Source organism: Bacteroides thetaiotaomicron VPI-5482 (assembly GCF_000011065.1).
Taxonomy (GTDB): domain Bacteria; phylum Bacteroidota; class Bacteroidia; order Bacteroidales; family Bacteroidaceae; genus Bacteroides; species Bacteroides thetaiotaomicron.
The window spans coordinates 5,567,574-5,592,751 of the sequence record NC_004663.1; the positions used below are offsets into that span (position 1 = coordinate 5,567,574).

General features: G+C 43.8%; 16 protein-coding genes and 2 pseudogenes. 9 read left to right on the forward strand and 9 right to left on the reverse strand.

Annotation, left to right across the window (positions count from 1 at the left end):
* Positions 1–558: 558 nt before the first annotated feature.
* Positions 559–804 (reverse strand): annotated as a pseudogene (locus BT_RS21330) (DUF3874 domain-containing protein); the annotation flags it as partial.
* Between the two features lie 136 nt (positions 805–940).
* On the opposite strand from BT_RS21330, the gene BT_RS21335 reads away from it, so the two are divergent.
* Positions 941–2,422: an RNA-binding domain-containing protein gene (locus BT_RS21335; RefSeq protein WP_011109168.1), complete on the forward strand. Its 1,482-nt coding sequence runs from the start codon at positions 941–943 to the stop codon at positions 2,420–2,422.
* Between the two features lie 43 nt (positions 2,423–2,465).
* Here the strand turns inward: BT_RS21335 and BT_RS21340 are convergent, their stop codons facing one another.
* Positions 2,466–3,725, reverse strand: coding sequence for a DUF3874 domain-containing protein (locus tag BT_RS21340; RefSeq protein ID WP_011109169.1), 1,260 nt, complete (start codon positions 3,723–3,725; stop codon positions 2,466–2,468).
* Between the two features lie 329 nt (positions 3,726–4,054).
* Here BT_RS21340 and BT_RS21345 point away from each other — a divergent pair, with 329 nt between their 5' ends.
* The 3 genes and pseudogenes from BT_RS21345 to BT_RS21355 all read left to right on the forward strand — a co-directional run bounded on the left by BT_RS21345 (position 4,055) and on the right by BT_RS21355 (position 5,145).
* Positions 4,055–4,693, forward strand: a complete 639-nt coding sequence (locus tag BT_RS21345) for an HU family DNA-binding protein (protein ID WP_008759907.1) — start codon at positions 4,055–4,057, stop codon at positions 4,691–4,693.
* A gap of 136 nt (positions 4,694–4,829) precedes the next feature.
* Positions 4,830–4,976: pseudogene (locus tag BT_RS21350) on the forward strand (type II toxin-antitoxin system RelE/ParE family toxin); the annotation flags it as partial.
* A complete protein-coding gene (locus tag BT_RS21355; RefSeq protein ID WP_008764435.1) occupies positions 4,960–5,145 on the forward strand; it encodes a helix-turn-helix domain-containing protein in 186 nt (61 codons plus the stop codon). The pseudogene BT_RS21350 and the gene BT_RS21355, both read left to right, overlap by 17 nt.
* Positions 5,146–5,218: 73 nt before the next feature.
* Here the strand turns inward: BT_RS21355 and BT_RS21360 are convergent, their stop codons facing one another.
* Entirely contained in the window at positions 5,219–6,673 is a 1,455-nt protein-coding gene (locus tag BT_RS21360; RefSeq protein ID WP_008764436.1) for a DUF3868 domain-containing protein, read from the reverse strand.
* Between the two features lie 12 nt (positions 6,674–6,685).
* Positions 6,686–7,255 (reverse strand): DUF3575 domain-containing protein, encoded by a 570-nt coding sequence (locus BT_RS21365; RefSeq protein WP_008759911.1) that lies wholly within the window; start codon positions 7,253–7,255, stop codon positions 6,686–6,688.
* Between the two features lie 498 nt (positions 7,256–7,753).
* On the opposite strand from BT_RS21365, the gene BT_RS21370 reads away from it, so the two are divergent.
* From BT_RS21370 to BT_RS21390, 5 genes are all read left to right on the forward strand, one after another.
* Positions 7,754–8,389: a DUF5033 domain-containing protein gene (locus BT_RS21370; RefSeq protein WP_011109170.1), complete on the forward strand. Its 636-nt coding sequence runs from the start codon at positions 7,754–7,756 to the stop codon at positions 8,387–8,389.
* A 304-nt stretch (positions 8,390–8,693) separates the two neighbouring features.
* Entirely contained in the window at positions 8,694–12,851 is a 4,158-nt protein-coding gene (locus BT_RS21375; protein ID WP_008764437.1) for a hybrid sensor histidine kinase/response regulator transcription factor, read from the forward strand.
* A 47-nt stretch (positions 12,852–12,898) separates the two neighbouring features.
* Positions 12,899–13,708, forward strand: coding sequence for a tRNA pseudouridine(38-40) synthase TruA (truA, locus tag BT_RS21380; protein ID WP_008764438.1), 810 nt, complete (start codon positions 12,899–12,901; stop codon positions 13,706–13,708).
* Positions 13,709–13,772: 64 nt separating this feature from the next.
* Positions 13,773–14,672, forward strand: coding sequence for a DMT family transporter (locus BT_RS21385; protein ID WP_011109171.1), 900 nt, complete (start codon positions 13,773–13,775; stop codon positions 14,670–14,672).
* 10 nt (positions 14,673–14,682) lie between these two features.
* Positions 14,683–15,333: a DUF3256 family protein gene (locus tag BT_RS21390; RefSeq protein ID WP_008764440.1), complete on the forward strand. Its 651-nt coding sequence runs from the start codon at positions 14,683–14,685 to the stop codon at positions 15,331–15,333.
* 45 nt (positions 15,334–15,378) lie between these two features.
* Here the strand turns inward: BT_RS21390 and BT_RS21395 are convergent, their stop codons facing one another.
* The 5 genes from BT_RS21395 to BT_RS21415 form a co-directional block, all read right to left on the reverse strand.
* A complete protein-coding gene (locus BT_RS21395; protein ID WP_008764441.1) occupies positions 15,379–16,470 on the reverse strand; it encodes a phosphotransferase enzyme family protein in 1,092 nt (363 codons plus the stop codon).
* Between the two features lie 29 nt (positions 16,471–16,499).
* Positions 16,500–19,874: a glycoside hydrolase family 2 TIM barrel-domain containing protein gene (locus BT_RS21400; RefSeq protein WP_008764442.1), complete on the reverse strand. Its 3,375-nt coding sequence runs from the start codon at positions 19,872–19,874 to the stop codon at positions 16,500–16,502.
* Between the two features lie 23 nt (positions 19,875–19,897).
* On the reverse strand, positions 19,898–20,788 hold the full coding sequence (locus BT_RS21405) for a YitT family protein (RefSeq protein ID WP_011109173.1): 891 nt from the start codon (positions 20,786–20,788) through the stop codon (positions 19,898–19,900).
* A gap of 108 nt (positions 20,789–20,896) precedes the next feature.
* Positions 20,897–22,300, reverse strand: coding sequence for a Gfo/Idh/MocA family protein (locus BT_RS21410; RefSeq protein ID WP_008759920.1), 1,404 nt, complete (start codon positions 22,298–22,300; stop codon positions 20,897–20,899).
* Positions 22,301–22,533: 233 nt separating this feature from the next.
* The gene (locus BT_RS21415) at positions 22,534–25,107 is read right to left on the reverse strand and encodes a M60 family metallopeptidase (RefSeq protein ID WP_008764444.1); all 2,574 of its coding nucleotides are present in this window, start codon (positions 25,105–25,107) and stop codon (positions 22,534–22,536) included.
* Positions 25,108–25,178: the final 71 nt, after the last annotated feature.

Genomic DNA, 25,178 nt, shown 5'->3' on the forward strand with positions numbered 1-25,178 from the left:
GAGAGGAATGATTTTGTTTGTTTCTAATAGGCAATGTTTCTTTAATTGTTTATATACTAATTTTATTGTTTTGTTCTTTTGTTTGTTTCGCAAGAAACTTTTGTTCCTTATCGACATTGCAAAGGTATGGGAGAAATGCGAAATCGTTAATTGGTGTTTTTTTCAATTTTGAAGGTGAATTTTTCAATCTTTTAAATGGTCTTTTGAAATGGGTGAATTGATCGTTTTTTGAATGATTTTTTGGTTAAATGAATGTTTTGCCGCCTATGTTTTCTATTTACCGCTGTTGTTGTTTTATTATTTTCTTCAACTATTTTAGATATAGCGAATAGAATTTGCAGCTAATGTATGGGGAGTTAGTGAAATTGTGTTTCGTTCATTCCGTTTTGAATGATTTACTACTGCTTTGCATCACATTGAGAATTACAGTACCGATTAGGGTTCAGATTGTTCAGCTTTATCATGAACCTCCTTGTTCATCGATATTCCGGCTGAAAGTACTATCCTAAAAACTGGAAATATCGCTTTCAGTGCTTTCAGCCGTGTTACCAAATTCAATCATCGTCTTACCACCAAATATACATTCCCATATTCCGTATGCTTCCGTTCTACCCCCATTTTTATCAATACTTGTGCAAAATGGTTCGGATTGAAACCTCGTAGAGCAGCAGCATTCCGTTTCTTCAGTTCTTTATAAATATCGGCGGCAGAAAGTCGCAGATATTTCTCTTCTGCTGAGGCTGAGGTGCGGAAACAACTGAGAAATACTTCTTCGGCAGGGCAAGTACGGTAAAAGGGGGCACTTGGCAATAGCTGCGTTGTTTGGCGTTGATACACTCTCTTTTTTCCGAATGCAATAAGAATATGCTGAAATTTACTCTTTCCTAAAATCGATTGCTTATCTTTGTTCTTTTGAAATATATTATAATAAAATGAAGATATGACAGAACAAGATATATATAAACTGCTTGCAGATGGTGAGCGTGTTACGCTTGAATGCAAAAAGGCACAAAATGGTGTGCCAAATTCTTTGTGGGAAACATATTCTGCATTTGCTAATACGAATGGTGGAATTCTTTTGTTGGGGGTATATGAAAACGTAGCAGAGAAAGACTCTTTGATGAGATTCACAATCACTGGTGTTGAGGATGCAGACAAAATACGCAAGGATTTATGGAATACTATTAACAGTCGTGAGAAAGTAAATGTGAATCTGCTACATGATGAGGATGTTCAGACGATTAGCGTTAATGGTAAGGAGGTAATAGCGATAAATGTACCACGTGCCGATTATAATTTGCGTCCTGTTTACATTAATAACAACTTGATGCGTGGTACTTATAGACGCAACCATGAAGGTGATTATCACTGCACAGAGCAAATGATAAAGATGATGGTGCGCGATGCTTACGAGGATGGCAATGATCGTATGTTCTTGGAGTATTACACAATGGATGATATTGACATCCCGACATTAGAGGGTTATCGTGTTATGTTCAAGACTAATAATCCAGAACATATTTGGAATAGTCTTGATCATAAGGAGTTCTTGATGCAACTTGGTGGCTATGTTGTAAACCGAAAAGATGGTACTGAAGGTCTGACTATAGCAGGTCTTCTGATGTTTGGTAAAGGGTTGCCGGTACGTGAGCGTTTTGATTATCTGCGCATGGACTATATTGACAAGTCAAACCTTATAGGTGACCAACGTTATAGTGACCGACTGACCTATGACGGTACATGGGAGAATAATCTGTTCAACTTCATTCGTATGGTAGTTCCCCGTTTGACGCGAGATATTCCAAGGCCATTCCAAATGGATGGCATTATCCGTAAGGATGATACACCACAGCATAAGGCAGTGCGTGAGGCTTTTACCAATATGATTATCCATGCCGACTTAATGCTGAATGGCCTTCTTCGTGTCGAGAAGTATGATGACCGCTTTGTGCTTTCCAATCCAGGCTTATTGAAATTGCCTGTTGAACAAATCTATGCTGGTGGCGAATCCAAAGCTCGTAACCAACGAATGCAGCATATGCTCCGTATGATAGGTTACGGAGAAAACCTAGGCTCAGGTTTCCCGCTCATCCTTAGTGCGTGGAATGAGAAGCATTGGCTGAAGCCGGAATTGGTTGAGCAGCCGGAACTGATGCAGGTGAAACTAATCCTTCATATTGAGAATCGAGTGTATGTCACGAAAGATGTCACGAAAGATGTCACGAAAGAACTAACAGAACGTCAACAGATTATACTTGAATTCATGCAAGCTGATGGAACTATAACTATCTCTGAAATGTCCCAAAAGACAAACGTGACAGAACGGACTATTAAACGTGATATAGAATCTCTTACAGAGAAAGGTATACTTTCTCGTGAAGGAGGACGCAAAGAAGGTCGATGGGTAATCCGTAAAATTTGATGATATAGGCACATTATATAAGATAATATAATGCAAGTGAAATTCATCGTCTTACCACCAAATATACATTCCCATATTCCGTATGCTTCCGTTCTACCCCCATTTTTATCAATACTTGCGCAAAATGGTTCGGATTGAAACCTCGTAGAGCAGCAGCATTCCGTTTCTTCAGTTCTTTATAAATATCGGCAGCAGAAAGTCGCAGATATTTCTCTTCCGCTGAGGCTGAGGTGCGGAAACAACTGAGAAATACCTCTTCGGCAGGGCAAGTACGGTAAAAGGGTGCATTATTCTGTTGTATTTCACGTTCCGTTTCTTTGTCGAACCAATACGGACACCCGTCGGCAAGCTCCGCTTTCAGTTGGGCGAAGATCTGTTCATGCTCGATTCCCTCACAATTTATCGGCTTTTCTACTTCTACACAGAAGAAACGGCGGCTGCCTGTCGGGTCACTCATCAGATCGGAGCGGTTGGAAGTTCCGATGAAAGAAGCGATGCGCGGCAAGTCCCGGAAGTTACGCTGATACGCTTTGCAGACGTGGAGACTCGACATTTGCATTAAATTCTTCAGAAGCGGCATTTTACTCTCTGCATATTTGTCGAATTCATCCAGATTGATCAGCCCCATTTCTGACAGAAGACGTTCTGCCTGTCCTTCTGATGTCAGTTTGAGATTATCCATATAGTAACGTTGCAGTACTTTGGGCATCAGCGATTTGCAGAAAGTCGATTTCATCCGTCCCTGTTCGGCACTGATCAGGATGGGAGCCAGGCTGTTGGCATGGACACCCGTCTTTCCTTCCCATTGGGCAGCCAGTCCCAGCATCCATGTGTGGAATCCTTTTACCCATAGAGGTAGTGCAGATACACGTCGGGCAAGCGGAGTCAACCGGTCGATGCCGTCCCAGGGAGGAAGTTCGTCCATATAAAGCCGGAAAGGATGATACTCTCCGATTTGTGTGGAATAAATATATCGGCTCACATCTTTATCCCAGCAGGAAATGCCCTCTGCATGAGCCTCCATGCAGAGGGTGTTCAGTTCACGTTTTCCGATGGGACGAAATTCGGTCTTTGCTCCGCTTAATGGGCGAAATTCTGTTTCTTCCGTCAGGCGGTTGTAGCGGAAGTCATAGTGAGTTTGCAGAAAGGTGTTGACCCGTTCCGTCAGGCAGGCGGAGTTGTTGGGGGACTGCTGCTTCGGTTCGGGCGTTGCGGGAACGGGAGGTGTGTCAATCTGTGATACGCTCTCTTTTTTCCATGCCTTTATCAGCATGGCGATCATTTGGGTTACTTTTTCCATCATATTTGTTCTTTTTTTTAAGTTTCGTGCATCAAAGTTACAATGCCGGGATAGCGATTTGCAAGTGTTTTCGATAGATTCCTTTAAATACTTCCGTTTATGAAATAACGTAGGAATCATTAGGTTTTCCTGCCTTTCTGTTGTATCTTTGAAGGCGCAAACATCAGAGGCTAATGCAGATTAGCTGATCAGCTATCCTTCATTAGTCAATCGGCTAATCTCCATTAGCCGGGCAGCCATAGCACATTAGCCGATGAAAATGAAGCTTCTTTCATCGGAAGTTTCCGTAGGAATAACAGATTAGAAGTACTTATTTAATAAAAGAGGAAGCTATGGCTATATTATTTGACTGGTATGAGAACCCGGTATCACCGGATCAACCGAAGAAAAAAAGATTCCATCCCCGCATTGCTTACAATGGTCAGGTAGATACGGACGAAATGAGGAGTAAGATTCAATCCCGTTGTACGCTGAATGAAGTCGATGTGACTGCTGTACTGGATGCTCTTTCGCAGGTGATGGGAGAGGAGTTGGGAGAAGGACGGCAGGTGCATTTGGACGGCATCGGCTATTTTTACCCCACGCTGACTGCTACGGAAGAGATAGCCGCCGACACTCCACGACGGAATATGAAAATCAAACTGAAGGCTATCCGCTTTCGTTCGGATCAGAAATTGAAAAACTCTATCGGATTAATTAAGGTAAAGCAACTGAAGAAGAATTTTCATTCGTCCAAACTTTCGGAAGTAGAGATTGATATGTTGCTGAAGGAGTATTTCAGTACGCATCAGATGATGCAGCGCAGAGATTTCCAATCTTTGTGTGGCATGGTACGTTCTACGGCTATGATTCATATCCGGAGAATTTGCCAGGAAGGAAAGTTGCAGAATCTCGGATTGCGTAATCAGCCGATCTATGTTCCTGTTCCCGGATTCTACGGGACATCCAGAGATCAGCCGACGCTCCGGTAAATTCCCGGCTGAAAGGACTGAAGGCTGAAAGGGTGCTTTTTCGGGGGCGGCTTTCAGCCGCTTTCGCCTGCTGGCAGGCGGTTGTGGCGGATGGCTGAAAGGGCTGAAACGCTTGAAAATAAAAAAACATTCCATGAATATTTATGGGGCTTTTTTTATTTTTGATGAAGGCAATATCGTGATGTTGTTTAATGGCTTTCAGAAAAAGACACAAAAAACGCCCGAAAGTGAGATTGAAAAGGCAGTAAAACTTAAAAATGAATATTATGCAAGTAAACCCTGACGTTGGAAGTATGGATGCTGTATTAGACAAATTGTACGGCAAGGTAGGTACCAACAAGTCCTATATATCTAGAATTGAGAAAGGAGCGCTTGAGCCGGGAGTCGGACTTTTCTTTCGTATCATTGATGCATTGGGCTTAAAAGTGGAGATTGTTAAGCCGATGATATGATGATTATGATATAAAAAAAACGCACTGCCTTCTCAGGTGGTGCGTTTGTGTTTTGGGGTAAAATTGTTTGTTATTATTCTTTGGGATAATTTCTTATGCTTTTTAGTTGTTTCATATTGGTGTCAGCCTGAGTGGTGAGTCCACCGGCTTTTGCTGCATTGAAATATTTCTCTGCCGCATCGTAGTCGCCTTCCAGCAGTGCGATGACTCCCAGGTTATTCAGCGTTTCGGGAGCTTTCTGATCAGCTTTGGCAAGATGCTTCTTCGCTGTTGTCAGGTCTCCGCCTTTCTGTATTTCCATGGCTCCTGCATTCAGATTGGCAATAGGGTCATCCGGGAACATGGCGGCTGCTACCTGGAACGAACGGTTGAACTCTTCGCTTCCCGGCTGACAGCTTTCCGCAATCCGATAGATTTCCTGTAGGCTCAACAGTTGCGGACGTGTCTTGATAATCTCTTTGGTTTCTTCCAGATTGAACCCGCGTACGGTATAGTTGACGGTATAGTCTGAATGACGCAAAGCCGGATAACATTCTTCCAATATATATTTATAAGTTTGAGGACCTGCCAATTGAGCGATCTGGCGTTCTTTCTTGTCTATGTCCAGTGTCGAGTCATCCATCAGTTTCAGTATCTCGTCCTTCTTCTCCAATGAAGAAGCTGCGATAAACTTGCGGAATCCTTCCCAATCTTCAGAAGTATACTCTGAAGTGATCAGTTTATTGTCGAACTTGTAATAACTGGTCACATAATCTACCAATGCCTGTGTACGACCTTTTGCCAGTCGGGTATTGTTGGCATATCCACCTTCCGGTGATGCATAACCGTGAATTCTTATACTGCTGAGCGTTGTCTTGTCATCATTACGTACACTGTCAATGGTAGCACGTATCTTGGCCAGCTCTACTGTGTTGCGACGATACTCCGGTCGGATGATAATTTGGTTCACCGGGAAGTCGAGGAAAGCGCTTCCTTCTATGGCACGGTGCTTGACGGCTTCTGCCTGTGGAGTGATATAGGATATAGCGGGCTGTAGCTGCACGGGTAAAATGTTCAATCGGGTGATTAATTCACCGCTGGTCTCCTCTTTCAGGTCGCAGCAGCCGCATACATCAATATTCAGTTTCATTTCCGCATCACGCATCCAGGCTTCGAACTGGAATTGCTGGTGGTAGTTGATAATCTGTTCTTTATTATGCTTGCGACGGATAACACTGTAAGTATTTTCCGAAGGAGCGATGTTATTGCGTTGGTTTACTACTTCACGTTTGCGACCGTAAACTACGATGGAAGGTAGTATCTTGGTGCGGCCATTTGATTCGAGGAACGGAGTGAGGGTGACGACATGATTGGAGGAGAGCTTCAGATTCTCCTGCATCACGATATCCATATCGATGCTCAGCACATTGTTATCTTCATTGCGTGTGATAGATTCTTTCTCTATACGCACCTGATCTCTATAAAGTGTCTGCGCTTTCCCGCCCAATACAGGCAGCAGGCAAAAGAGTATGCATAATATCTTTTTCATATTTGTTTTGTTTTAGAATAAATAGATTAAACTGATAGCAGCTTTCGTGGGACCTAAATAGTTCTTATGTCCTTCGCTAACCTTCTCACCGCACGTCTTGCATTCGAACTGCTCATACTTGACACGTGCGTAACCTACACCAATATTCCCTTCCAGATTCCAATGCTTGGCAAGAATCCATTGATAACCGTAGGAAATACCAGCACCGAAGAAATTGCCTTTGAAGCGGTGGTCCTTCAGTTCCGGCCAGATGCCCCAGGGCATATTGATGGCGGCAGCCTGGTAGACGCCTCCATGTACATGGAATCCCACAAAGTGTCCATTGAACTTGTCGCAGAACCAGTAACGGAGTTCCGGCTGGATGGCGAGCATCTTCATCATCTTCTGATCTTTGTATTTCCACGGATTATAGTTGGCATACAAGTCCAGCGTTAACTTCTTACTCAGACCGACTTCGGCTCCGAGATTGATAATTTTCATCGCGTCCATTACAAGATTGGTTTTCACTCCGACTACCTGACTATATAATAAGGTAGAAGCAAACAAGGTAACGAACAAAAATAAGATTCTTTTCTTTTTCATCGCATGATGGGTTTTGTTTGTTGATGTTGCAAAAGTAACGGTTATATGAATAGACGTTAATTGGTGGATTCATCTTTCTTCTCTTTCCTTTCAATGGAAATTAATAAGTGGGGTGGTATATCATTCTTTTTATAGGTGGCATATAATTCATTGGTAATGGGTGGTGTTTTTACCGCTCGTATTGAATGAATTGCAGATGAGCGGCGATTTGATACTTGCATATCTTATTCAAGTGCTTGAATAAGCTGTATTTCGTTCGTTAAAGAGTGGTAATTCATTCATTTTGTCTCCTGAAAAAGTTTTTTCTATTGAATAAAACGCCTATGTTTGCAGTGTACAAACAAACAAGAAAAGATAAATAAGAAAACTTAAGTTTAAAAGATTCCCTCCTAAGGAACATGAACAGATAAACAATATGAAGTGTAAGAAGCGGACGAAATAACAAACAACAGTTCGCAAACAAATTAAAAAAACAAATAAAATTTAGGAGGTACTAATATGAAATCAATTAAATTCTTTTTCGCATGTGTATTGGCATTAACTTTTGTAGCATGTTCTAATGCTGAAAGTGATAGTTTTGAAGACAACTCTTCAAACTTTGAATCCATGATATCTTTATATGGTATACAATCTGCAACTGTTGACTCTAAAGTAGGTGATGTACCTTCTGTGACTGCAGAAGAAATGGCAAGTGTGCTTGAAGCGCTTCGTCAGAATGGTAATACTATCCGTAACTGTGAATCGGAAACTTTGGAAGGATACTACGAAGGTGGTGACAGAAAAGAAGTGAAGATGATCGCAGAATATCAGGCCCGTACCAGAAGCGGTGCTTTCGTAGAACAATTCGCATTGTGTGTTTCCGTCAACTTTAATATTGATAATAACGGCGGAGTATTTTATATAGGTACTACATACTCTTCCTCGACTGACCTGTTCAACTGGCAGGGTTATGGAGCTTCCTTATCTACTACTGCTGAAGGAAACAGTGTATTCAGCTCGACTTCTTATCTCTATTTCCGTGTAAGCGACCAGGGTAATTGCCTGGTTAAGGTACCCGTAAGCTTTAAAGGTAGCTACAACTTCAAGGATAATAAGGGAACTTATAGCTTTACTCTTTCCAAAGCAGCTAATTAATACAACAGGAATTTATTGATTTTAGGTATTACGTTACAATATATACAACTTATATAAAAGGGCTCCTTGCGCCGTGCACGGAGATTCCATCAGACAAAAAGAGGAACCAGACAGCAAACAATATAGCTTTGGTCATTCAGGCAATTAAGAAACAAACAATGGGAGGCCCGCCGATTCTTTTACGAATCAGCGGGCTTTTACTTTATTGTGAATTATTGCTAAAAAATATTTGTTATCCGATTTGCTAATGATTTAATTATATATCTTTATCAGCCAATACACATGAACAAAATACAATTAAGATATGAGGAAGTTCTTCTTTCTGTTGTTGCTGTTGACGGTTTTTCTTCCGTCATACTCTATAGATACCCACTGGGACCTAGAACCGCAAATAATTAAAAACGGAGTCGGAAATAATACTATTTATCATGTTTGTTACGGAAGCGAAGGCTTTATGTGGTTCTCTACCGACAAGGGAATCTCCCGCTACGATGGCTTCAGATTTCGTGATTATCCGCTCATTATGAGCGTTGACTCCCTTTCCACTCCTTTGCATCAGGCTGTAAAAACGCTGAAGGAAGGTTCCGACGGTTTATTTTATGCTTCACTCTATCAGGGGGGAATAACCTGTTTTGACAAAGAAATGGAAAAGTTTTTGCCTGTACGTTTTGACAGGTCGCTGAAACTTAAAGAGATTCAGGATTTTTGCTGGAATGATGGCAGCCTGTATCTGGCTACTTCGCATGGATTGTTCGAATCGCGTCCCATCCGCAAAAAAGAAGGAAAAGAAGATTTCGTCTATTGTATATTGAATCCCGAACCTTTGATAAAAGGAAAGATTACTAATCTTTGCACGGATGGAAAAACAAACCTGTACTTTGCCGTTGACCGCGAAAAGGTGATACATTATGATCTCGTAACCAAAAGAACTTCTGTGATCAGAGAATATGATGTGGTGAACAGACTCTTTTTGCGACAGGGATATTTATGGATATGCAGATTATGGAATGATATTGTATGTTATGACCTTAAATCGCATAAGGAACGTGTAGTCTCTCTCGAGGGGGGCGACCAGCCGGATTTCTCCAACTCGTATGTTACAGATATGGTGATGAAAGATAAGCAGACGTTTTATCTGACGACATGGGACGGATTATATAAATTGCATTTTGAGAATCTGAATTTGTGTGAGAGTCCGTTTACATTGACACTGCTGACACAGGGGGAAAGAGCGTTCCATTCAAGGATCGAAAATAAGATGACCAGTCTGCTATGGGATAACAGGCAGCAGATTCTTTGGGTAGGTACCTTTGGCGGGGGAGTGGTAAAGTTTGATATCAGCGACAGTATGTACAGCCGGGTACGGCAGAATTTCAAATCCAGAGTGGATGGCATGGTCGAAGATGCAAAAGGGTATATCTGGTTGACGGTGACCGATGGAGGCATCATGAGAAGCACTACTCCGTCATTTTCGATGGATACACATTTTGAACCATGGAAAAAAGTATCCGGTCTCTCCGGACGTTATCACATATATAAAGGTAAAGATGGAAACATTTGGCTGGGTAACAATTTTGGAGAGATCATCTCTGTCAATCCGCTTACGGAAGACGTGGAATCTTTTCAGTTGAAAAACAGCGAAGGCGGGAGGATGCAGGCTGTTGTCCATTGTTTCTGTCTGGATTCGTGGAATCGTTTGTGGGTAGGTACTTCGAATGGACTGGTACAGGTAGATCCTAAAACTCACGGATGCAAAAATATAAAACTGCCCGGTGAAATCAAGAATGTATTTGCCATCACTGAAGATAAGGAAGGAAATGTATGGGTAGGTACGGATAAAGGGCTGAAAAGAATTGAAACGAACGGTGACCAGATACGGGTGGAAGGAAACTATGAAAAGGAGAATGGGCTGGAAGAAGCCGGAGTGCGAACCCTGTATGTGAATAACTATAATCAGATTTATGCAGCCTATCTGAACGTCGTTATTCGCATCGACGGAAGAGAGAAGGATAAGATAGAATCTGTTTATACACTACAGAGTGGATTGACGGACGGACATGTCAGTTGCATGGTCGACGACCATATCGGAAACACATGGGCAGGAAACAATGTAGGAGTGATGACCATCAGAAATGGACAGGAGGCTTTTTATAGTTATCTGTCGGTGGGAAACTGCAGTGCAGTCTGTCGTTTGAATGACGGACGCTTGTTATGGGCGAATTCCTGGGGGCTGATTTTCTTTGATCCTTCTGCTACCAAAGGCGATAGTGGCAAGAAGCATTTGATGCTGACCGATGTGGAAGTCGGTGGAGAAACGGTGCTGGCAGGAGAAAAGCGGAACGGGCAGATGATTCTGGCTGTTTCTCCGGAAAAACAGGAGAAACTGGTGTTTGCTTCCGATAACAACGACTTTCATTTGTTCTTTTCCGATCTGCGTTACGGACTGGCACAGCGCAAGATTGCTTACCGTCTGCTTCCTGCGGACAAAGAATGGAAAATGATACCGCTTGCAGAAGGACTGTGGTTCAACGGATTGGCTGCCGGAAAATATGCCTTGCAGGCTAAGCTGGTTTTCCCGGATGGGAAAGAAGGGGAGGTAATCGAGATTCCTCTGGTGGTGAAGGGTAAATGGTATCAGACTATATGGGCGTATATCATGTATGTTCTGTTACTTGGCGGATTATCTTATTTCTTCTATTCTTATTTCAGAAAGAAGGATCAGCGCAAACAGATTCATCGTGACCGTGAGATGATACTGAAGGAGAATCTGAATCTCGAAAAGCTGAAACAGGAACAAAAAAAAGAGATAGAAGCGATGAGGAACCGGTTGCTGATGCTCTTTGTGCAGGAATTGCGTACGCCGTTGTCACTCATCATCGCTCCGCTGAAGGAATTGCAGAAGGATGACGCTCAGACTTCTCAGCTTTCTCTACAGGTGGCGTACCGGAACTCACTCCGCATGGTGGATGCCTGCGACCAGTTGCTGGCAGTATACGGGCAGGGCAATATGGAATCAAAACTGGAAGTTGCTCCGTATTCGGTGGATAAAATGATCGACAGCTCTCTTTTTGGTGTCCGGGACTTGTTGAAGGTGTATACCATTGATTTCCATTGCGAGAAGAGAATCAAGAAGGAGATGGAATTTTATGTGGACAAAAAGAAAATAGAATTCGTCATTCATAATCTGTTGACAAATGCTTTCACCCATACGCATTATGCGGGAACGGTTTCTTTATCTGTTTGTGAGGTTGTAAATGACAATATGCACTATGTCTGCCTGATAGTAGAAGATGACGGAAAAGAAAGGGTAAGAACTGTTGAGCAGTTGATGAGCGAGAATGAAGGATCGGAACGTGATATGTCGGCTGCGCAAATGGGATTCACCATCATGCAACAGATGATCGAAGCTCATTACGGAACGATTACTCTTGAAAGTACTGAAGGAAAGGGGACGAAGGTCACGGTCAATCTTCCCGCCGACAGAGATGTCTTTGAAAACAATCCGAATATTCAGTTTATTGATCCGGAAGAACTGACAGAAGTAGCAGAGCTGGAACCCGAATCGGCAGAAACACAGAAACAGGATTTGGCAGTAGAGGATGCTGTGGTGCAACAGGATCAGCAACTGCCGCTTTTTGCGGAGGCATTGCCTGCCGAAGAAGTAGCATCCCCCGTAGCGGGCGGAGTTAAAAAGACGATATTGATTGTAGAAGATCATAAGGATATCCGCCTGTATCTGAAAGTGCTCTTCGGCAATGAATATAACTTGTTGATGGCAACCAACGGGCAGGAGGGAGTCGATACGGCAATGAAAGAGATGCCGGACTTGATCATCTGTGATGTCATGATGCCGGTGAAAGACGGTTTCGAATGTTGCCGGGAGGTGAAGGAGAATCCGGAAACGTGCAGTATTCCTTTTATCATGCTGACGGCAAAGGTAGAAGACGACGATATTATTCACGGACTGCAGCTGGGTGCGGATGATTATGTACTGAAACCATTTACTCCGGGCATTCTGAAGGCGAAAGTCAGCAGTCTGATTAATGGTCGTCAGACGTTGAAGCAGATGTACACGAAGTTGTTCAAATTGCCGGGAACGGATACAATTGTCGTGAGCGAACCGGAACAGGCGGGTGAAGAAGTGAAGACGGAAGATCCGTTTATCACAGCTGTTATCAAAATTGTGGAAGAAAATATTTGCGAGGCGGACTTCAGTGTGAAGAAACTGGCAGCGGAAATGAATATGAGTCAGCCCACCCTTTACCGCAAAGTGAAGCAAAGTACAGACTATACCATTATAGAACTGATCAGAGGAGTACGTATGCGCCGTGCGGGAGTGCTGTTGAAAACGAAACAATATGCAGTGCAGGAAGTTGCCGAAATGGTGGGGTATAATGACATTCCGACTTTCCGCAAACATTTTGTGGATGCATTTGGTACGACTCCTTCTACGTATGAATAAAAAAATGACTACTTTTGCAGTCGAAAACCCTAAAATGAGGAATCGGCGTGCAAAGGTATTTTATTTATTTGGCTTATGATGGAACCAACTATCACGGTTGGCAGATACAACCCAACGGGAGTAGTGTGCAGGAATGCTTGATGAAGGCTTTGTCTACTTTTCTGCGTCGTGATGTGGAAGTGATAGGTGCTGGCCGGACGGACGCGGGGGTGCATGCCTCGCTGATGGTGGCACATTTTGATCATGAAGACGTGCTCGATACGGTGACTGTCGCCGACAAGTTGAACCGTCTGTTGCCTCCAGATATTTCTGTCTATCGTGTCCGTCAGGTAAAACCGGATGCGCACGCCCGTTTTGACGCGACTGCCCGGACATATAAGTATTATGTGACTACCGCCAAATATCCTTTCAACCGCCAGTACCGCTACCGTGTCTATGGTTCATTGGATTATGAACGGATGAACGAGGCTGCACGAACCCTGTTCGAATACATTGATTTTACAAGTTTCAGCAAACTGCATACAGATGTAAAAACAAACATCTGCCACATCTCCCATGCCGAATGGACGAAGATGGAAGGCGAAGACACCACCTGGGTATTTACTATCCGTGCCGACCGCTTTCTCCGTAATATGGTGCGTGCCATCGTAGGAACATTGCTCGAGGTAGGACGCGGCAAACTGACCGTGGAAGGTTTCCGTAAAGTGATAGAACAACAGGATCGTTGCAAAGCGGGAACTTCCGCTCCGGGAAATGCGCTCTTCCTTGTCAACGTAGAATATCCGGAAGATATTTTCTCAGAGGAAACTAAAAAGTCAGTACTATCTACACTCCTTCCCGAAGGAGGGGAGTGTTAGATACTGCCGACTTCCTAGTCAGCTCAATATTACTTGTTACTTATTACCTATTACTTATTTCAACATGTGGTTATTATTAGCTTTTCTCTCGGCTACCTTGCTGGGATTTTATGATGTATTCAAGAAACAGTCATTGAAAGATAATGCGGTGTTGCCTGTATTGTTTTTGAATACGCTTTTCTCCAGTCTAATTTTTCTGCCGTTCATTTTGGTATCGGCATTCGAGCCTGATCTCTTTGGGGGAACCATCTTTAATGTTCCCGTTGCAGGATGGGAGCAGCATAAATATATTATCATCAAGTCGTTTATCGTTCTGTCATCGTGGATATTCGGTTACTTCGGGATGAAACACTTGCCTATTACCATTGTGGGGCCTATCAATGCTACCCGTCCGGTGATGGTGCTTGTAGGAGCAATGCTGGTGTTTGGCGAGCGTCTGAATCTCTACCAATGGATCGGAGTGATGCTGGCAGTGGCTTCCTTCTTTATGTTGAGCCGTTCGGGGAAGAAAGAAGGGATCGATTTCAAGCATAACAAATGGATTCTCTTTATTATACTGGCAGCAGTCATGGGAGCTGTCAGCGGATTGTATGACAAGTTTCTGATGAAACAGCTGAATCCGATGCTGGTGCAATCGTGGTATAATGTCTACCAGTTCTTTATCATGGGAACCATTATCTTCCTTCTCTGGTGGCCCAAACGGAAGACGACCACTCCTTTCCGCTGGGACTGGACCATCATTCTGATTTCCGTATTCCTTTCGGCGGCAGACTTTGTCTACTTTTATGCTCTGAGCTATGATGACTCCATGATCTCCATCGTTTCGATGGTTCGTCGGGGAAGCGTGATCGTATCTTTCATTTTCGGAGCGCTCTTCTTCCGTGAAAAGAATTTAAAAAGCAAAGCGATTGACCTTATCCTCGTGTTAATCGGAATGATATTCTTATATTTGGGGTCTAAATAAAAAGTACAATATGAAATCAAATAAAATCACTCATACCATCGCATTTTTCATCATCGGCTTGTTTACTTTTGTCTCTTCACAGGCGCAGGAAGCAAAGACTCTTTTTATCAACGTTCCGGATTCACTTTGTCCCTTGCTTACGAAGGTGAACCGTGAAGACTGCATCGACTTTCTGAGCAGTAAAATGAAAGCACAGGTGGAAAACCGCTTCGGGCAGAAGTCGGAAATGACCGACCTGAGTAAGGACTATATCCGGATGCAGATGACTCCGGAAACCACTTGGCAGATGAAAGTATTGGCTTTGAATGATACCACGAATGTGATTTGTACGGTAGCTACGGCATGTGCTCCGGCTTGTGACAGCAGCATCCGCTTCTATACTACAGACTGGAAACCTCTGACTGCCGATTCATTCATCACCCTGCCGGTCATGAACGATTTTCTGCTTACTCCGGACTCCACTGCGATATACGAATTTGACGAGGCCTCCCGTTCTGCAGACATCTTATTGATGAAAGTGGATATGAACAAGGAAAATACAGAACTGGCTGTCACTCTGTCCACTCCCGACTATATGTCAAAAGAAACGGCAGAAAAACTTAAACCGTTTCTCCGCCGTCCTATTGTTTATCAGTGGAAGAATGGAGCGTTTACCAAATAAACAGCTCCGCCCCATTTCCACTAATTATCCATTTTCCATTCTCCATTATCCATTAACCAAGCACTCATTGATGAATGCCACCATCTCCGGTGTATGTTCTTCTACGCTTTGAAGTAGTTTGAACTGTGCCTTGGTGCGCACCAGATTATGTTCGGGATATTTGATTTTGTAGTAAGTATCTCCGTTGATATAATCGGCAAGGAACCGTACGCACTGCATATAGGGGAATAAAGCGGCAGCATAAGGCAGATTCTCTATTTCAATGGGAGTGAGGAACGATTTGGCACCTTTCAGATATCCTTTGGTGAATGCCTTGAATATCTCCATGTTGAAGTTCACACGATTCAGGTCTTTGTCATCTTCATCTCCGGTGTTGGCACCTGTACGGAGGAAATCACCGTAGTCGGAGAAGATGAAACTCGGCATTACCGTATCCAGGTCGATGACGCAAAGCACTTTCCCGTCTTCATCAAACATCATGTTGTTTACTTTCGTATCGCAATGGCATACTCGTTTCGGAAGCTTTCCTTCGCGGAACAGGCGTTCTGCCTTGCACATTTCGTCCGCACGTTTTTCTATCTCGTCCAGATAATACTGTACTTCGGCTACTCGTCCGGCAGCATTGGCAGCGACTGCATCACGTAGCTGTTTGAGACGGAATTCCATGTTATGGAAGTCGGGGATGGTTTCTCCCAGTGTTTCCGGAATGTCGGCAAGCATAGCCTGAAAGTTTCCGAAAGCCTCTCCTGCATAATTGGAATATTCCGGATTGACAGTCTCGTACGTTTTGGCACGCGGAATGAATACCATGACACGCCAGTAGCTTTCTCCATCAAACCAATAAGTTTTTCCTTCTTCAGTGGCGAGGAAAGAGAGAACTTTGCGGTCGATGTCGGCTTCTCCGGCTTCGGTCAGTTTCTTGCGAATATGTCCGGTGACTGCGGCAATATTGGATTGAAGCATTTCTACATTCTGGAAGATGGCATGGTTGATGCGTTGCAGAACGTAGTCGGGGGCGTCTGCTTCCTGTGTGTTAACTTTGTATGTGTCGTTGATAAGTCCTGCTCCCAAAGGCTTAATCTCTGTGATAGTACCTTGGGTGTTGAACTTGGCTACAATACTTGATAAATCTTTCATGGGTCTTTTCTTTAAAATTTATACTAAGGTTATCGATAATCATATTTGGCGGCTTCGGTAGCCTGACTGCCGGAACGGACTGGTACCAGAGTGAACCCCCAGTTGTATTCGCGGTTGGCGGGAATCTGGTGGAAAGGTTCGGGACGTGCCCCCCAACTATCATAACCGCCTACTCCCTGTTGCTTCATGTCGACACAAACTTCGACGAAGTCTCTTGGAGTGACGTCGTTGACGTGATGCATCCGGCGCAATACATTGCGGGCGGCCTTCTCGTCGTGGTTGGCAGCTTCTTCCGGGCTGAAGTTATTCCATTGGTAGGGGTGGGGTAGCGCTTCTTCCGAGTCGAAGTCCTCGACGGAATTGCGCAGTGCGTTGAAACCGATCAGGCTGTCGGCAACGATGACAAGGCCGTTTCCTTTATCGGGAGACAGGTTAAGCCAGCGCGTATCCGTGTGGTGTCCGTTCTCCTGAGGACGTACATAGTTGAAGTACATCTTATCGGCGGTTGTCTGATAGATGCCTACCATGGTTCCGTGATTGCGGTCGATGTAGTTTTCTTCCGGACCACGTCCGAAATACTGTACATTATTCATCTGTGCCGGTAAGCGGAAACGTACACCGATGCGGGGAACTTCCAGCTTGGAAGCGGCTTTGCGGGCTGCATCACTTCCGGGAGTGAAGGTAGCCATGCGGGTAGCTTCGGAGACTTCTGTTTCGGCAGCCTGCATATCGGTAGAAGTAAATTTTGCATTTACATGAACGATTCCGCTTGGGTATATCTTATAGGTGACAACATACAGATTGCCGGCTGCCAGCAGATAAGTTGCCTGCAACAGGACGGCTTTGTCTTCTGTGCTTACCTTCGTGTCTGTCACGTGGAAGTCTTTGCTGGACTGTTTCCATACGTGGAGGCGTTTGGGAGCACCGTTTCCGTAATCATTGTCATTAGGCGCACGCCAGAAGTTGGGCTGGATGCCGAATCCGTCTTTGAAGTATTCGGTTCCATCCACTTTGTATGAGGTAACCAGACCGCTCTTCTTGTTGAATACAAAATTTACTTTTGAAGAAGAAACAGTCAGTTCGTCTCCTTGGGTTTGAGTTTGTAATGCGGGGCCGTTGGCTTTGTACGTATTCCTTTCGGCTTCAACGGGCAGACGGAACTGGTCATATGCAATTTCGTATCCGGCGGGAATCAGCGGTTCCGGTTCTACGGCTATCACACTGAAGTTAACGAAATATTCCGTTCCCGGACGGGCTTTCAGACCATTTACCGGTACGGTGAATTCTTTCGAAGCTTGCGGAGCGATGTCCAGTGATACCTTTCCGCTTTTGACGGTTTTTCCGTTGGCCAGTACGCTGTAATGTATCTGATACTTTTTCAGATTGGTGAAGTAGAAACGGTTCGTGATGTTGAACTTGCCCGATGCTGCGTCAATCGCATCGAAGCCGACATTCTGATGCACGTATTTCACTTCTGCCATTGCCGGATGCAGACCACGGTCGGGGTTAACAAGACCGTTGCAGAGGAAATTACCGTCGCTGGGTGCATTTACTCCGAAGTCACCTCCATAAGCCCAGTATTCTCTTCCGTTCTTGTCTTTCTGGAGCAGACCCTGATCTACCCAGTCCCAGATATATCCTCCCTGAAGGTTCGGATATTTATAGATAGCCTGCCATTGTCCCCAGAGATTTCCGGTAGAGTTGCCCATTGCGTGTGCATATTCTGACGGGACAATAGGACGGTCGCTGCCGTTCTTGCCGATATCTTCCAGCCAGCCGGCACCCGGATACTGAGGTACGTACATATCGGTGTTCCATTCCCATTGTGCACGTTCATAGTTGACGGGACGTTGCATGATGTTCTTGTCGGCTTCTTTCAACCAAAGATAAGTCTGGTAGAAGTTGTATCCGTTTCCGGCTTCATTTCCTAACGACCAGAAAGTGACGCTGGGGTAGTTCTTGTTGCGTTCGAACATATTGATTGTGCGATCCATGTGTGGTTTCAGCCATTCGGGATTGTTGCCTAATGAGCCGCCTTTACGTAGATCGTAGTACATACCGTGGCTTTCGATATTGGCTTCATCGTACACGTAAAGTCCGTATTCGTCGCAAAGTTCATAGAAACGGCGGTCCTGCGGATAATGGCAGAGACGTACACTGTTCAGATTATGCTGTTTCATTAGTTCGAAGTCCCGACGCATCAGTTCTTCGGTGACGTAATGTCCGGTTTCCGGATTATGTTCGTGGATATTGACTCCTTTCAATTTCAGCGGTTGTCCGTTGATAAACAGGCATACATAAGGTTTTCCGTTGGCGGCTTTCTGATCGATAGGTTTGATCTCGATGCGACGGAATCCTACGTTGAAAGGGATAATCTCATTGACTTTACCCTCTTCTTTGACAGTCATTACCAGCTTGTAAAGGTTCGGGTGTTCCGATGTCCATGTGTGTACATCGGTCAGATTCTTGTCAAAAGAAAGGGTTCGTGTCTCGTTGACAGGGACATAAGTTGTCTTCTCTTCGGTGGCAACTACTTTTCCCTGAGCGTCGAGCAGTTCATATGCCAGTGTCAGATTGGTTGCAGCCGGACGATGATTGCGCAGGTCGACGTTCAAAGCGAATACTCCGTTCTTGTAACTGTCATCCAGTGTCGATGTGATGCGGAAATCTTTCAGGGCGGCTTTGGGCTGTGAATACAGATAAACATCCCGTTCGATACCGCTGATACGCCAGAAGTCCTGACATTCCAGATAAGAACCTGTGCTCCAACGGAAGATTTTCAGTGTAAGTACATTCTTACCCGGTTTCACGTATTTGTTGATCAGGAATTCTGCGGGGTTCTTGGAATCTTCGCTGTATCCTACTTCTTGTCCGTTGATGTATACATATACACCTGATTTCGCTCCGGCGAGGTGGAGGTAGATATCCCGTTCTTTCCAATCGGCGGGAATATCGATGTCCCGACGGTAGACTCCCACGGGATTGGCTTCCGGAAGGCTGGGAGGCTGCGGATTACGGGGCTTGAACTCATAACCGTGGTTGGTGTAGATAGCCACTCCATACCCTTGTACTTCCCAGTTGCCCGGGACTTTGATATCATTCCAGGAGTCCGTGCTCACGGAAGGGTCGGTGATATTGGCGGGAAGGTCTTTGTAGCTGTCTGCGAAGAAGAACTTCCATGTACCGTTCAGCAACTGATAATAGTTGCTTTTTTCAAACTTCCCGGTAAGTGCATCAGTCCGGTTATCGTACGTCATGAAGGAAGTACGCGGATATTCTTTATTGACCGATACAACTTGCACATCCTGCCAGTAAGGTTTGTCGGATGTCTTTTCGGCCATAGCGCCTGTTGTTAACAGAGAGAATATTCCTGCCAGTAATAGGTGATATGATCTGTATTTCATGTTTTTCAATCTTGTTTCTTTTTTTATTTAACTTTGATATGGTCGAAGCCTTCCCCATAAACTCCGATAACGGCACTTTGCGATACAAATGCGTTGGGGTCGATATCTTTAATCAGTCGGAAGATGATGGTAGACTCCCGCTTTTTGGCAAGCACAAACATCATTTTCACTTCTCTGCCTGTGTAGAAGCCGGTTGCATTGATGATCGTCACTCCACGGTGAGGGTATTCGTTGATGTGTCGTCCTATCTCCTCATATTTATTGGATATGATAAAAAACTGGACAGACTGACGTGCGCTGTTCACTACCTGATCGAGGACGAAACTGCAAATGTAAAGTGTTGCAAATCCGTATACCACCTTCTCCCAGTCCTTCAGAACGAAATAACTGGAGGTAATGATGATCATATCGCAGATCAGTATGACTCTTCCCAAGGTTATGTCCCGGTATTTGTTGATGATGGCGGCAATGACGTCCGTACCGCCGGTGCTTCCGTTGGCGCAGAACGCAACTCCGATACCGCCGCCACAGAACGATGCTCCGATGACGCATGCCATGAAAGGTTGGTCGCGAAGAAGGGAAACGCCTGATGCCAGTTGCTGGATAACGGACAGGAAGAAAGTCAGGGTGAATACTCCAAAAATAGTTTTAATACAGAACTTTAATCCCAATAACTTAAGCGCAAGCAACAATAAGAAAAAGTTAATGCTGAAATATGTATACTGTACCGGGAATCCCGTTGCCCAATATACAATAGATGCAATACCCGGCACTCCGCCCGTCGTAATGTCGTTGGGGAGTAGGAAAACGGTCCATCCGATGCCATAAAGTATCATACCTACGGCGATCATCACATAATCTTTGGCTTCCCGAAGGATAGTCTGTCTAGAGGGTTTTAAAATATCTGCTTTCATATAGGTGATTATAATAATCAGTAAAGTGCCGAACATGAACTTACGGATAACCTGACTTTTTCCCAGTCTGGCTATCCGTAAGTTTATATATTAATAAGGTATAATGGCTTATTCGGCAAAAGCATGTCTGTAACCTTGCACTTTGTTCCATCCGCCACGGGTGAAATCAGGAACTTCTACCGGAGCAGAACCGTTTTCGATGGAGAGTCTGGTCAGTTCGGCCATACAACACCATTCTGCGAGGTCGTAAACGTCCATGTCCAGTGGCAAACCATTGCGCAGACAGTATACCAGACGATAGTCCATGATATAATCCATACCGCCGTGTCCACCTACTTTCTTGGCAGTTTCTTCCAGTTCTTTGTGAATAGGATCTTTGTATTTAGCCATCAATGCTTTTTTTACATCTTCAGATACAGAACCGTGTGCGTTCAGCTTTTCGTGATTCGGCACATCATTAGAGTCTACTTGTGTAGGTCTCAGACAGTATTCCTCAATCGGATATTTGCTGGCATAGCCATCAGCTCCAACTACCTGGTACATACGGCTGTAAGGACGGGGAGTCATTACATTGTGCTGTATCAGCATTGTTTTGCCGTTCTCCGTACGGATGAGGGTTGTGGTCTGGTCTCCGTTCTGGAAGTCTTTTACTTCTTTTCCGGTAGACTTTTTAATGTATGCCGGACCGTTCACAGCTTTGGTGTCCATAGCTACGAGAGTTTTCATACGGTCGCCACGGTGAATATTGAGTACCTGGCAAGCCGGGCCCATACCATGAGTTGCATATACATCACCACGATGTTTCTGATTGTAGTCCATACGCCAGTTGTTCCAGTAATACGGCCAGAAGTCTTCCAGATTGTGTATATAAGCACCTTCTACGTGAAGTACCTCACCGAATACACCTTGTTGTGCCATATTGAGTGAAGTCAGTTCAAAGAAGTCATATACGCAGTTTTCCAGTTGCATACAGTGTTTGCGAGTCTTTTCAGAAGTGTTGATTAGCTTCCAGATTTCATCCAGTGTCATAGCGGCAGGTACTTCGATGGCTACATGTTTGCCATGTTCCATAGCGTATACACCCATGTCTGCATGGTGTTTCCAGTCTGTAGCTATGTATACCACGTCGATATCGTCACGTTCGCAGAGCTTTTTCCATGCTTTTTCGTCTCCTGCGTAGGAAGCTGCTTTCGGCAGACCGGCTTTCTCCAGTATCTTTTGAGCATTTTCAACACGTTCGGGGAGAAGATCGCATAAAGCTACAATCTGAGTTCCCGGAATATGTGTCCAGCGTTCAACCGCACCGGGACCGCGCATTCCCAATCCGATAAAGCCTACACGAACCGTTTCAAGTTTAGGAGTAACGAGTTGGATTACATCTTGCTGATTTGCCGGACGAGCCGGAGTTTCTACTTTAATCGGAGAGAACTTTGCTTTTGTCTTTTGAGCAAAACTGGTCTGGCAGGTCAACAATGCAAGACCGATGAGTGTGTTAAGTAGTAGTTTCTTCATCTTTCTTTTAATTTTTAATTGGGGGTTATTAATTGGTTTTTCATTTCGGTGTCAAAAATACTAATTAATTAATCAATCCAGTGTAATTATTGTAGATATTTTCATTGCCCGTCTATATTTTTGGTAGAAAAAGAGTCGCACTATTCGCTATGTTATAATGATATTTTCGGCATCGCCCGAACAGTGAGCGATGCCGTTTCTACATCTGTAATGTGTGTTAAGTTAAATTATTCTTATAACAGAATACGTTTTCCGTCAGCTTGTACGGCATATAATTTGGCATTCACCATCAATATAGATGAAGGAATCTCGAAAGTCGTGAAGGTAGAAAAATAAAGTAATTTTCCATTTTCATCATTCTCTCTGAGTTCAAAAGCCACAGCTTCATCTCCGTTTTGGATGGAGACCTTGCGTCCTGCCAGCTCTGCCGTGATAGCTTTGGTTATCTTCTGATTTTCTTTGAATTGAGTGTAATATCCGACATCTCCGACTGCCGAATAGCGGTAGTCATTCGATGGAAACTCACTTTTCTTTCTGTCTTCAATGTATTGGAAAGCATGTTTCGGGGCAGGGAATTGTGCCATGTATTCTTTTGCTTCCCGAATCATCGCATCACTTACATAGTATTTGTATGTTCCATACTGTTCGATAGTCGTATTGACAGGTTCGAAGAATCCCCACATCTCGAAAAAGTCTGTCAGGTTCTGATTGGCGGCTTTACTTGCCATTTTGGCAAATTCAAGTTGCTTTTTCCCGGGATCTTCACCTTCGGTCATATTCACTTCACGCATCAGTTTGAAAAGTGTTTGCCAGAAATCTGTTTTATATTCGCATCGGTGATAGTAAATCCATAGTTGCCAGTTCATTCTCATATGCGTTTCTGTGTCTTCGTTCTGGTGGGTTGCGTCTCCCATATTATACCAAGCCTGCCCGTTGGCATAACGGGCGGTTGCAACGCTTCCTAACCCGTTACCACGCGATTTGTATTTTCCTAATTTATAGATAATGAAATTAGAGAACAGATTATTAGATGATTCGGTAGAACTGGCCCAGTTAATAGCTGCCTGATGAACATGGCCAATTTCATGAGCTGGTCCCCACGCGTTATCTTCCGCCGCCATTACATTATCTTCCAACAAGATATTGCCTAAGTAGGTATAGACAAATCCGATTTGATAGTCAGAAGCCCACATATAACTTCCTTCCGGTGAGATGGCAAATAAATGGTTGTTGACTTGTGATGGGCGTACATCGTCAATTCCCATTAATTCTTGTTGCCAGCCGACAATGTTATCCCATAGATGGATGGCTGAGAGGATGTTGTTGGGTACATATTCCAATAATTTGTTGCGGTGGAAATAGAACATGATCTTTTCACCGCGTATGCAGAAGTATTTGTGTGTTGATTTTTTCAATAATTCAGCGTATTTTTCGTCTGTCTTATGTTCTTTCAGGTCGAAGAAACCGTTCACTGTGCCACTTCCGAGTGGTATGTGAATTTTGATGGGTTTTGCTGTATTTGAAGTCAGTTCGGTGTTGTACATGACAAACAATTGTCCTTCTCCTTTCATAGTCAGTTTGTTGACTCCGGGATTTAGCATATAGACATCGCCTGAAGAAGCAGTTTGCTTGTATTCTGTTCCTGTTTCCCAAATACACTGCATTGAAATATTCTGTCCGTATGTGTCACCAACCAATACGATGATATCGTCTCCTGCCTTGACGGATATACCAGTCGGATTGTCGAGATCACTATATTTCTTAGTCATTAATTTATCCGCCCATTCAGCAATATTACTGTATGGTTCATAGCTGCGAATGCGAAATTCTTTTTCCCATTTGTCGTATGTATTGTCACGAACCGCTTCTGCTATTCTGACGAAATAGTCTGGCAGAGCTTGTATCTGTTCGTTGGTGACGTTGTTCTTTATTTCCGTACAAGTTATATCGGTGAATACGGTAAGAAGTTGTTTATCCAGTGTTTTATCCGTATTTGTTTTGTAAAATTCCATTTCATCACAGCTTACAAAATCACCCAGACCGCTTAATACTTCGAATTTGATTCCGGTCGCTTTTATGCCTTCTGAAAATGAAACTTTGGAAGGAGCATTCTGCTCTTTAAAGTCATATTCTCCCTGTAATGTATAATCTGATCGGTCAGGATTGGTTGTTGTATATACTTTGACCTTTCCGAAGTTTCCATTACCGGATCGTGTATAATAAATTAAGTAGTCTATTTCCGTATCTCCTTTAAAATAGTATTCCAGCGTGACAGGGAATTTGGCGGATTGTCCCCACGGAGTGTGGAAAGGGGCAGCTCCATCAGTTGAAAATTTGCCATCATATGTATTTTCAATATCCTGTCCCTCCTGATGCTCACTCGCTTTGCCTCCGGTTGGTGTAACCTTGATGTCACCCTCAACAATTACTTCGCCTTTGGCATATTGATTAACGGTGATAGTATAGGTAGCAGTAGTTGATGTTACTTTTATGTTGGCTGTTCTTTTGGTTTCGCCTGTATTTTCATTCACTGTAATTCTCAGGAAAGTTCCTTCTGCTGCTGTCTTTTGTTTTGAGCATTGTAGCCAGTTTGCTTCATAAGAGACACTCCATTGAGCTAACTCCATAGATGTGTTAATTGGAATCTGGACAGACGTACTTGATTTATCCAGATTTTGTATCAGATATTCTTCACTGATACTGAAGGAGCTATTTATAATCGATTTTTCGGTATCCTTGCATGCCAGTGAAACTGTGAATAGAGTAAAAAGGGCTAACAGGTTAGTAATGAATCTTTTTATTGTCATTTTTTTGCTGTATTAGTTTTTAAGATAGATGAGGTATAAAAGGGTGAATCAAAAGTCTGACTCACCCTTTG

Coding starts and splice junctions, on each gene's coding strand:
- BT_RS21335 (WP_011109168.1), top strand. CDS start 941: ATGACAGAACAAGATATATATAAACTGCTTGCAGATGGTGAGCGTGTT.
- BT_RS21340 (WP_011109169.1), bottom strand. CDS start 3,725: ATGATGGAAAAAGTAACCCAAATGATCGCCATGCTGATAAAGGCATGG.
- BT_RS21345 (WP_008759907.1), top strand. CDS start 4,055: ATGGCTATATTATTTGACTGGTATGAGAACCCGGTATCACCGGATCAA.
- BT_RS21355 (WP_008764435.1), top strand. CDS start 4,960: ATGCAAGTAAACCCTGACGTTGGAAGTATGGATGCTGTATTAGACAAA.
- BT_RS21360 (WP_008764436.1), bottom strand. CDS start 6,673: ATGAAAAAGATATTATGCATACTCTTTTGCCTGCTGCCTGTATTGGGC.
- BT_RS21365 (WP_008759911.1), bottom strand. CDS start 7,255: ATGAAAAAGAAAAGAATCTTATTTTTGTTCGTTACCTTGTTTGCTTCT.
- BT_RS21370 (WP_011109170.1), top strand. CDS start 7,754: ATGAAATCAATTAAATTCTTTTTCGCATGTGTATTGGCATTAACTTTT.
- BT_RS21375 (WP_008764437.1), top strand. CDS start 8,694: ATGAGGAAGTTCTTCTTTCTGTTGTTGCTGTTGACGGTTTTTCTTCCG.
- BT_RS21385 (WP_011109171.1), top strand. CDS start 13,773: ATGTGGTTATTATTAGCTTTTCTCTCGGCTACCTTGCTGGGATTTTAT.
- BT_RS21390 (WP_008764440.1), top strand. CDS start 14,683: ATGAAATCAAATAAAATCACTCATACCATCGCATTTTTCATCATCGGC.
- BT_RS21395 (WP_008764441.1), bottom strand. CDS start 16,470: ATGAAAGATTTATCAAGTATTGTAGCCAAGTTCAACACCCAAGGTACT.
- BT_RS21400 (WP_008764442.1), bottom strand. CDS start 19,874: ATGAAATACAGATCATATCACCTATTACTGGCAGGAATATTCTCTCTG.
- BT_RS21405 (WP_011109173.1), bottom strand. CDS start 20,788: ATGAAAGCAGATATTTTAAAACCCTCTAGACAGACTATCCTTCGGGAA.
- BT_RS21410 (WP_008759920.1), bottom strand. CDS start 22,300: ATGAAGAAACTACTACTTAACACACTCATCGGTCTTGCATTGTTGACC.
- BT_RS21415 (WP_008764444.1), bottom strand. CDS start 25,107: ATGACAATAAAAAGATTCATTACTAACCTGTTAGCCCTTTTTACTCTA.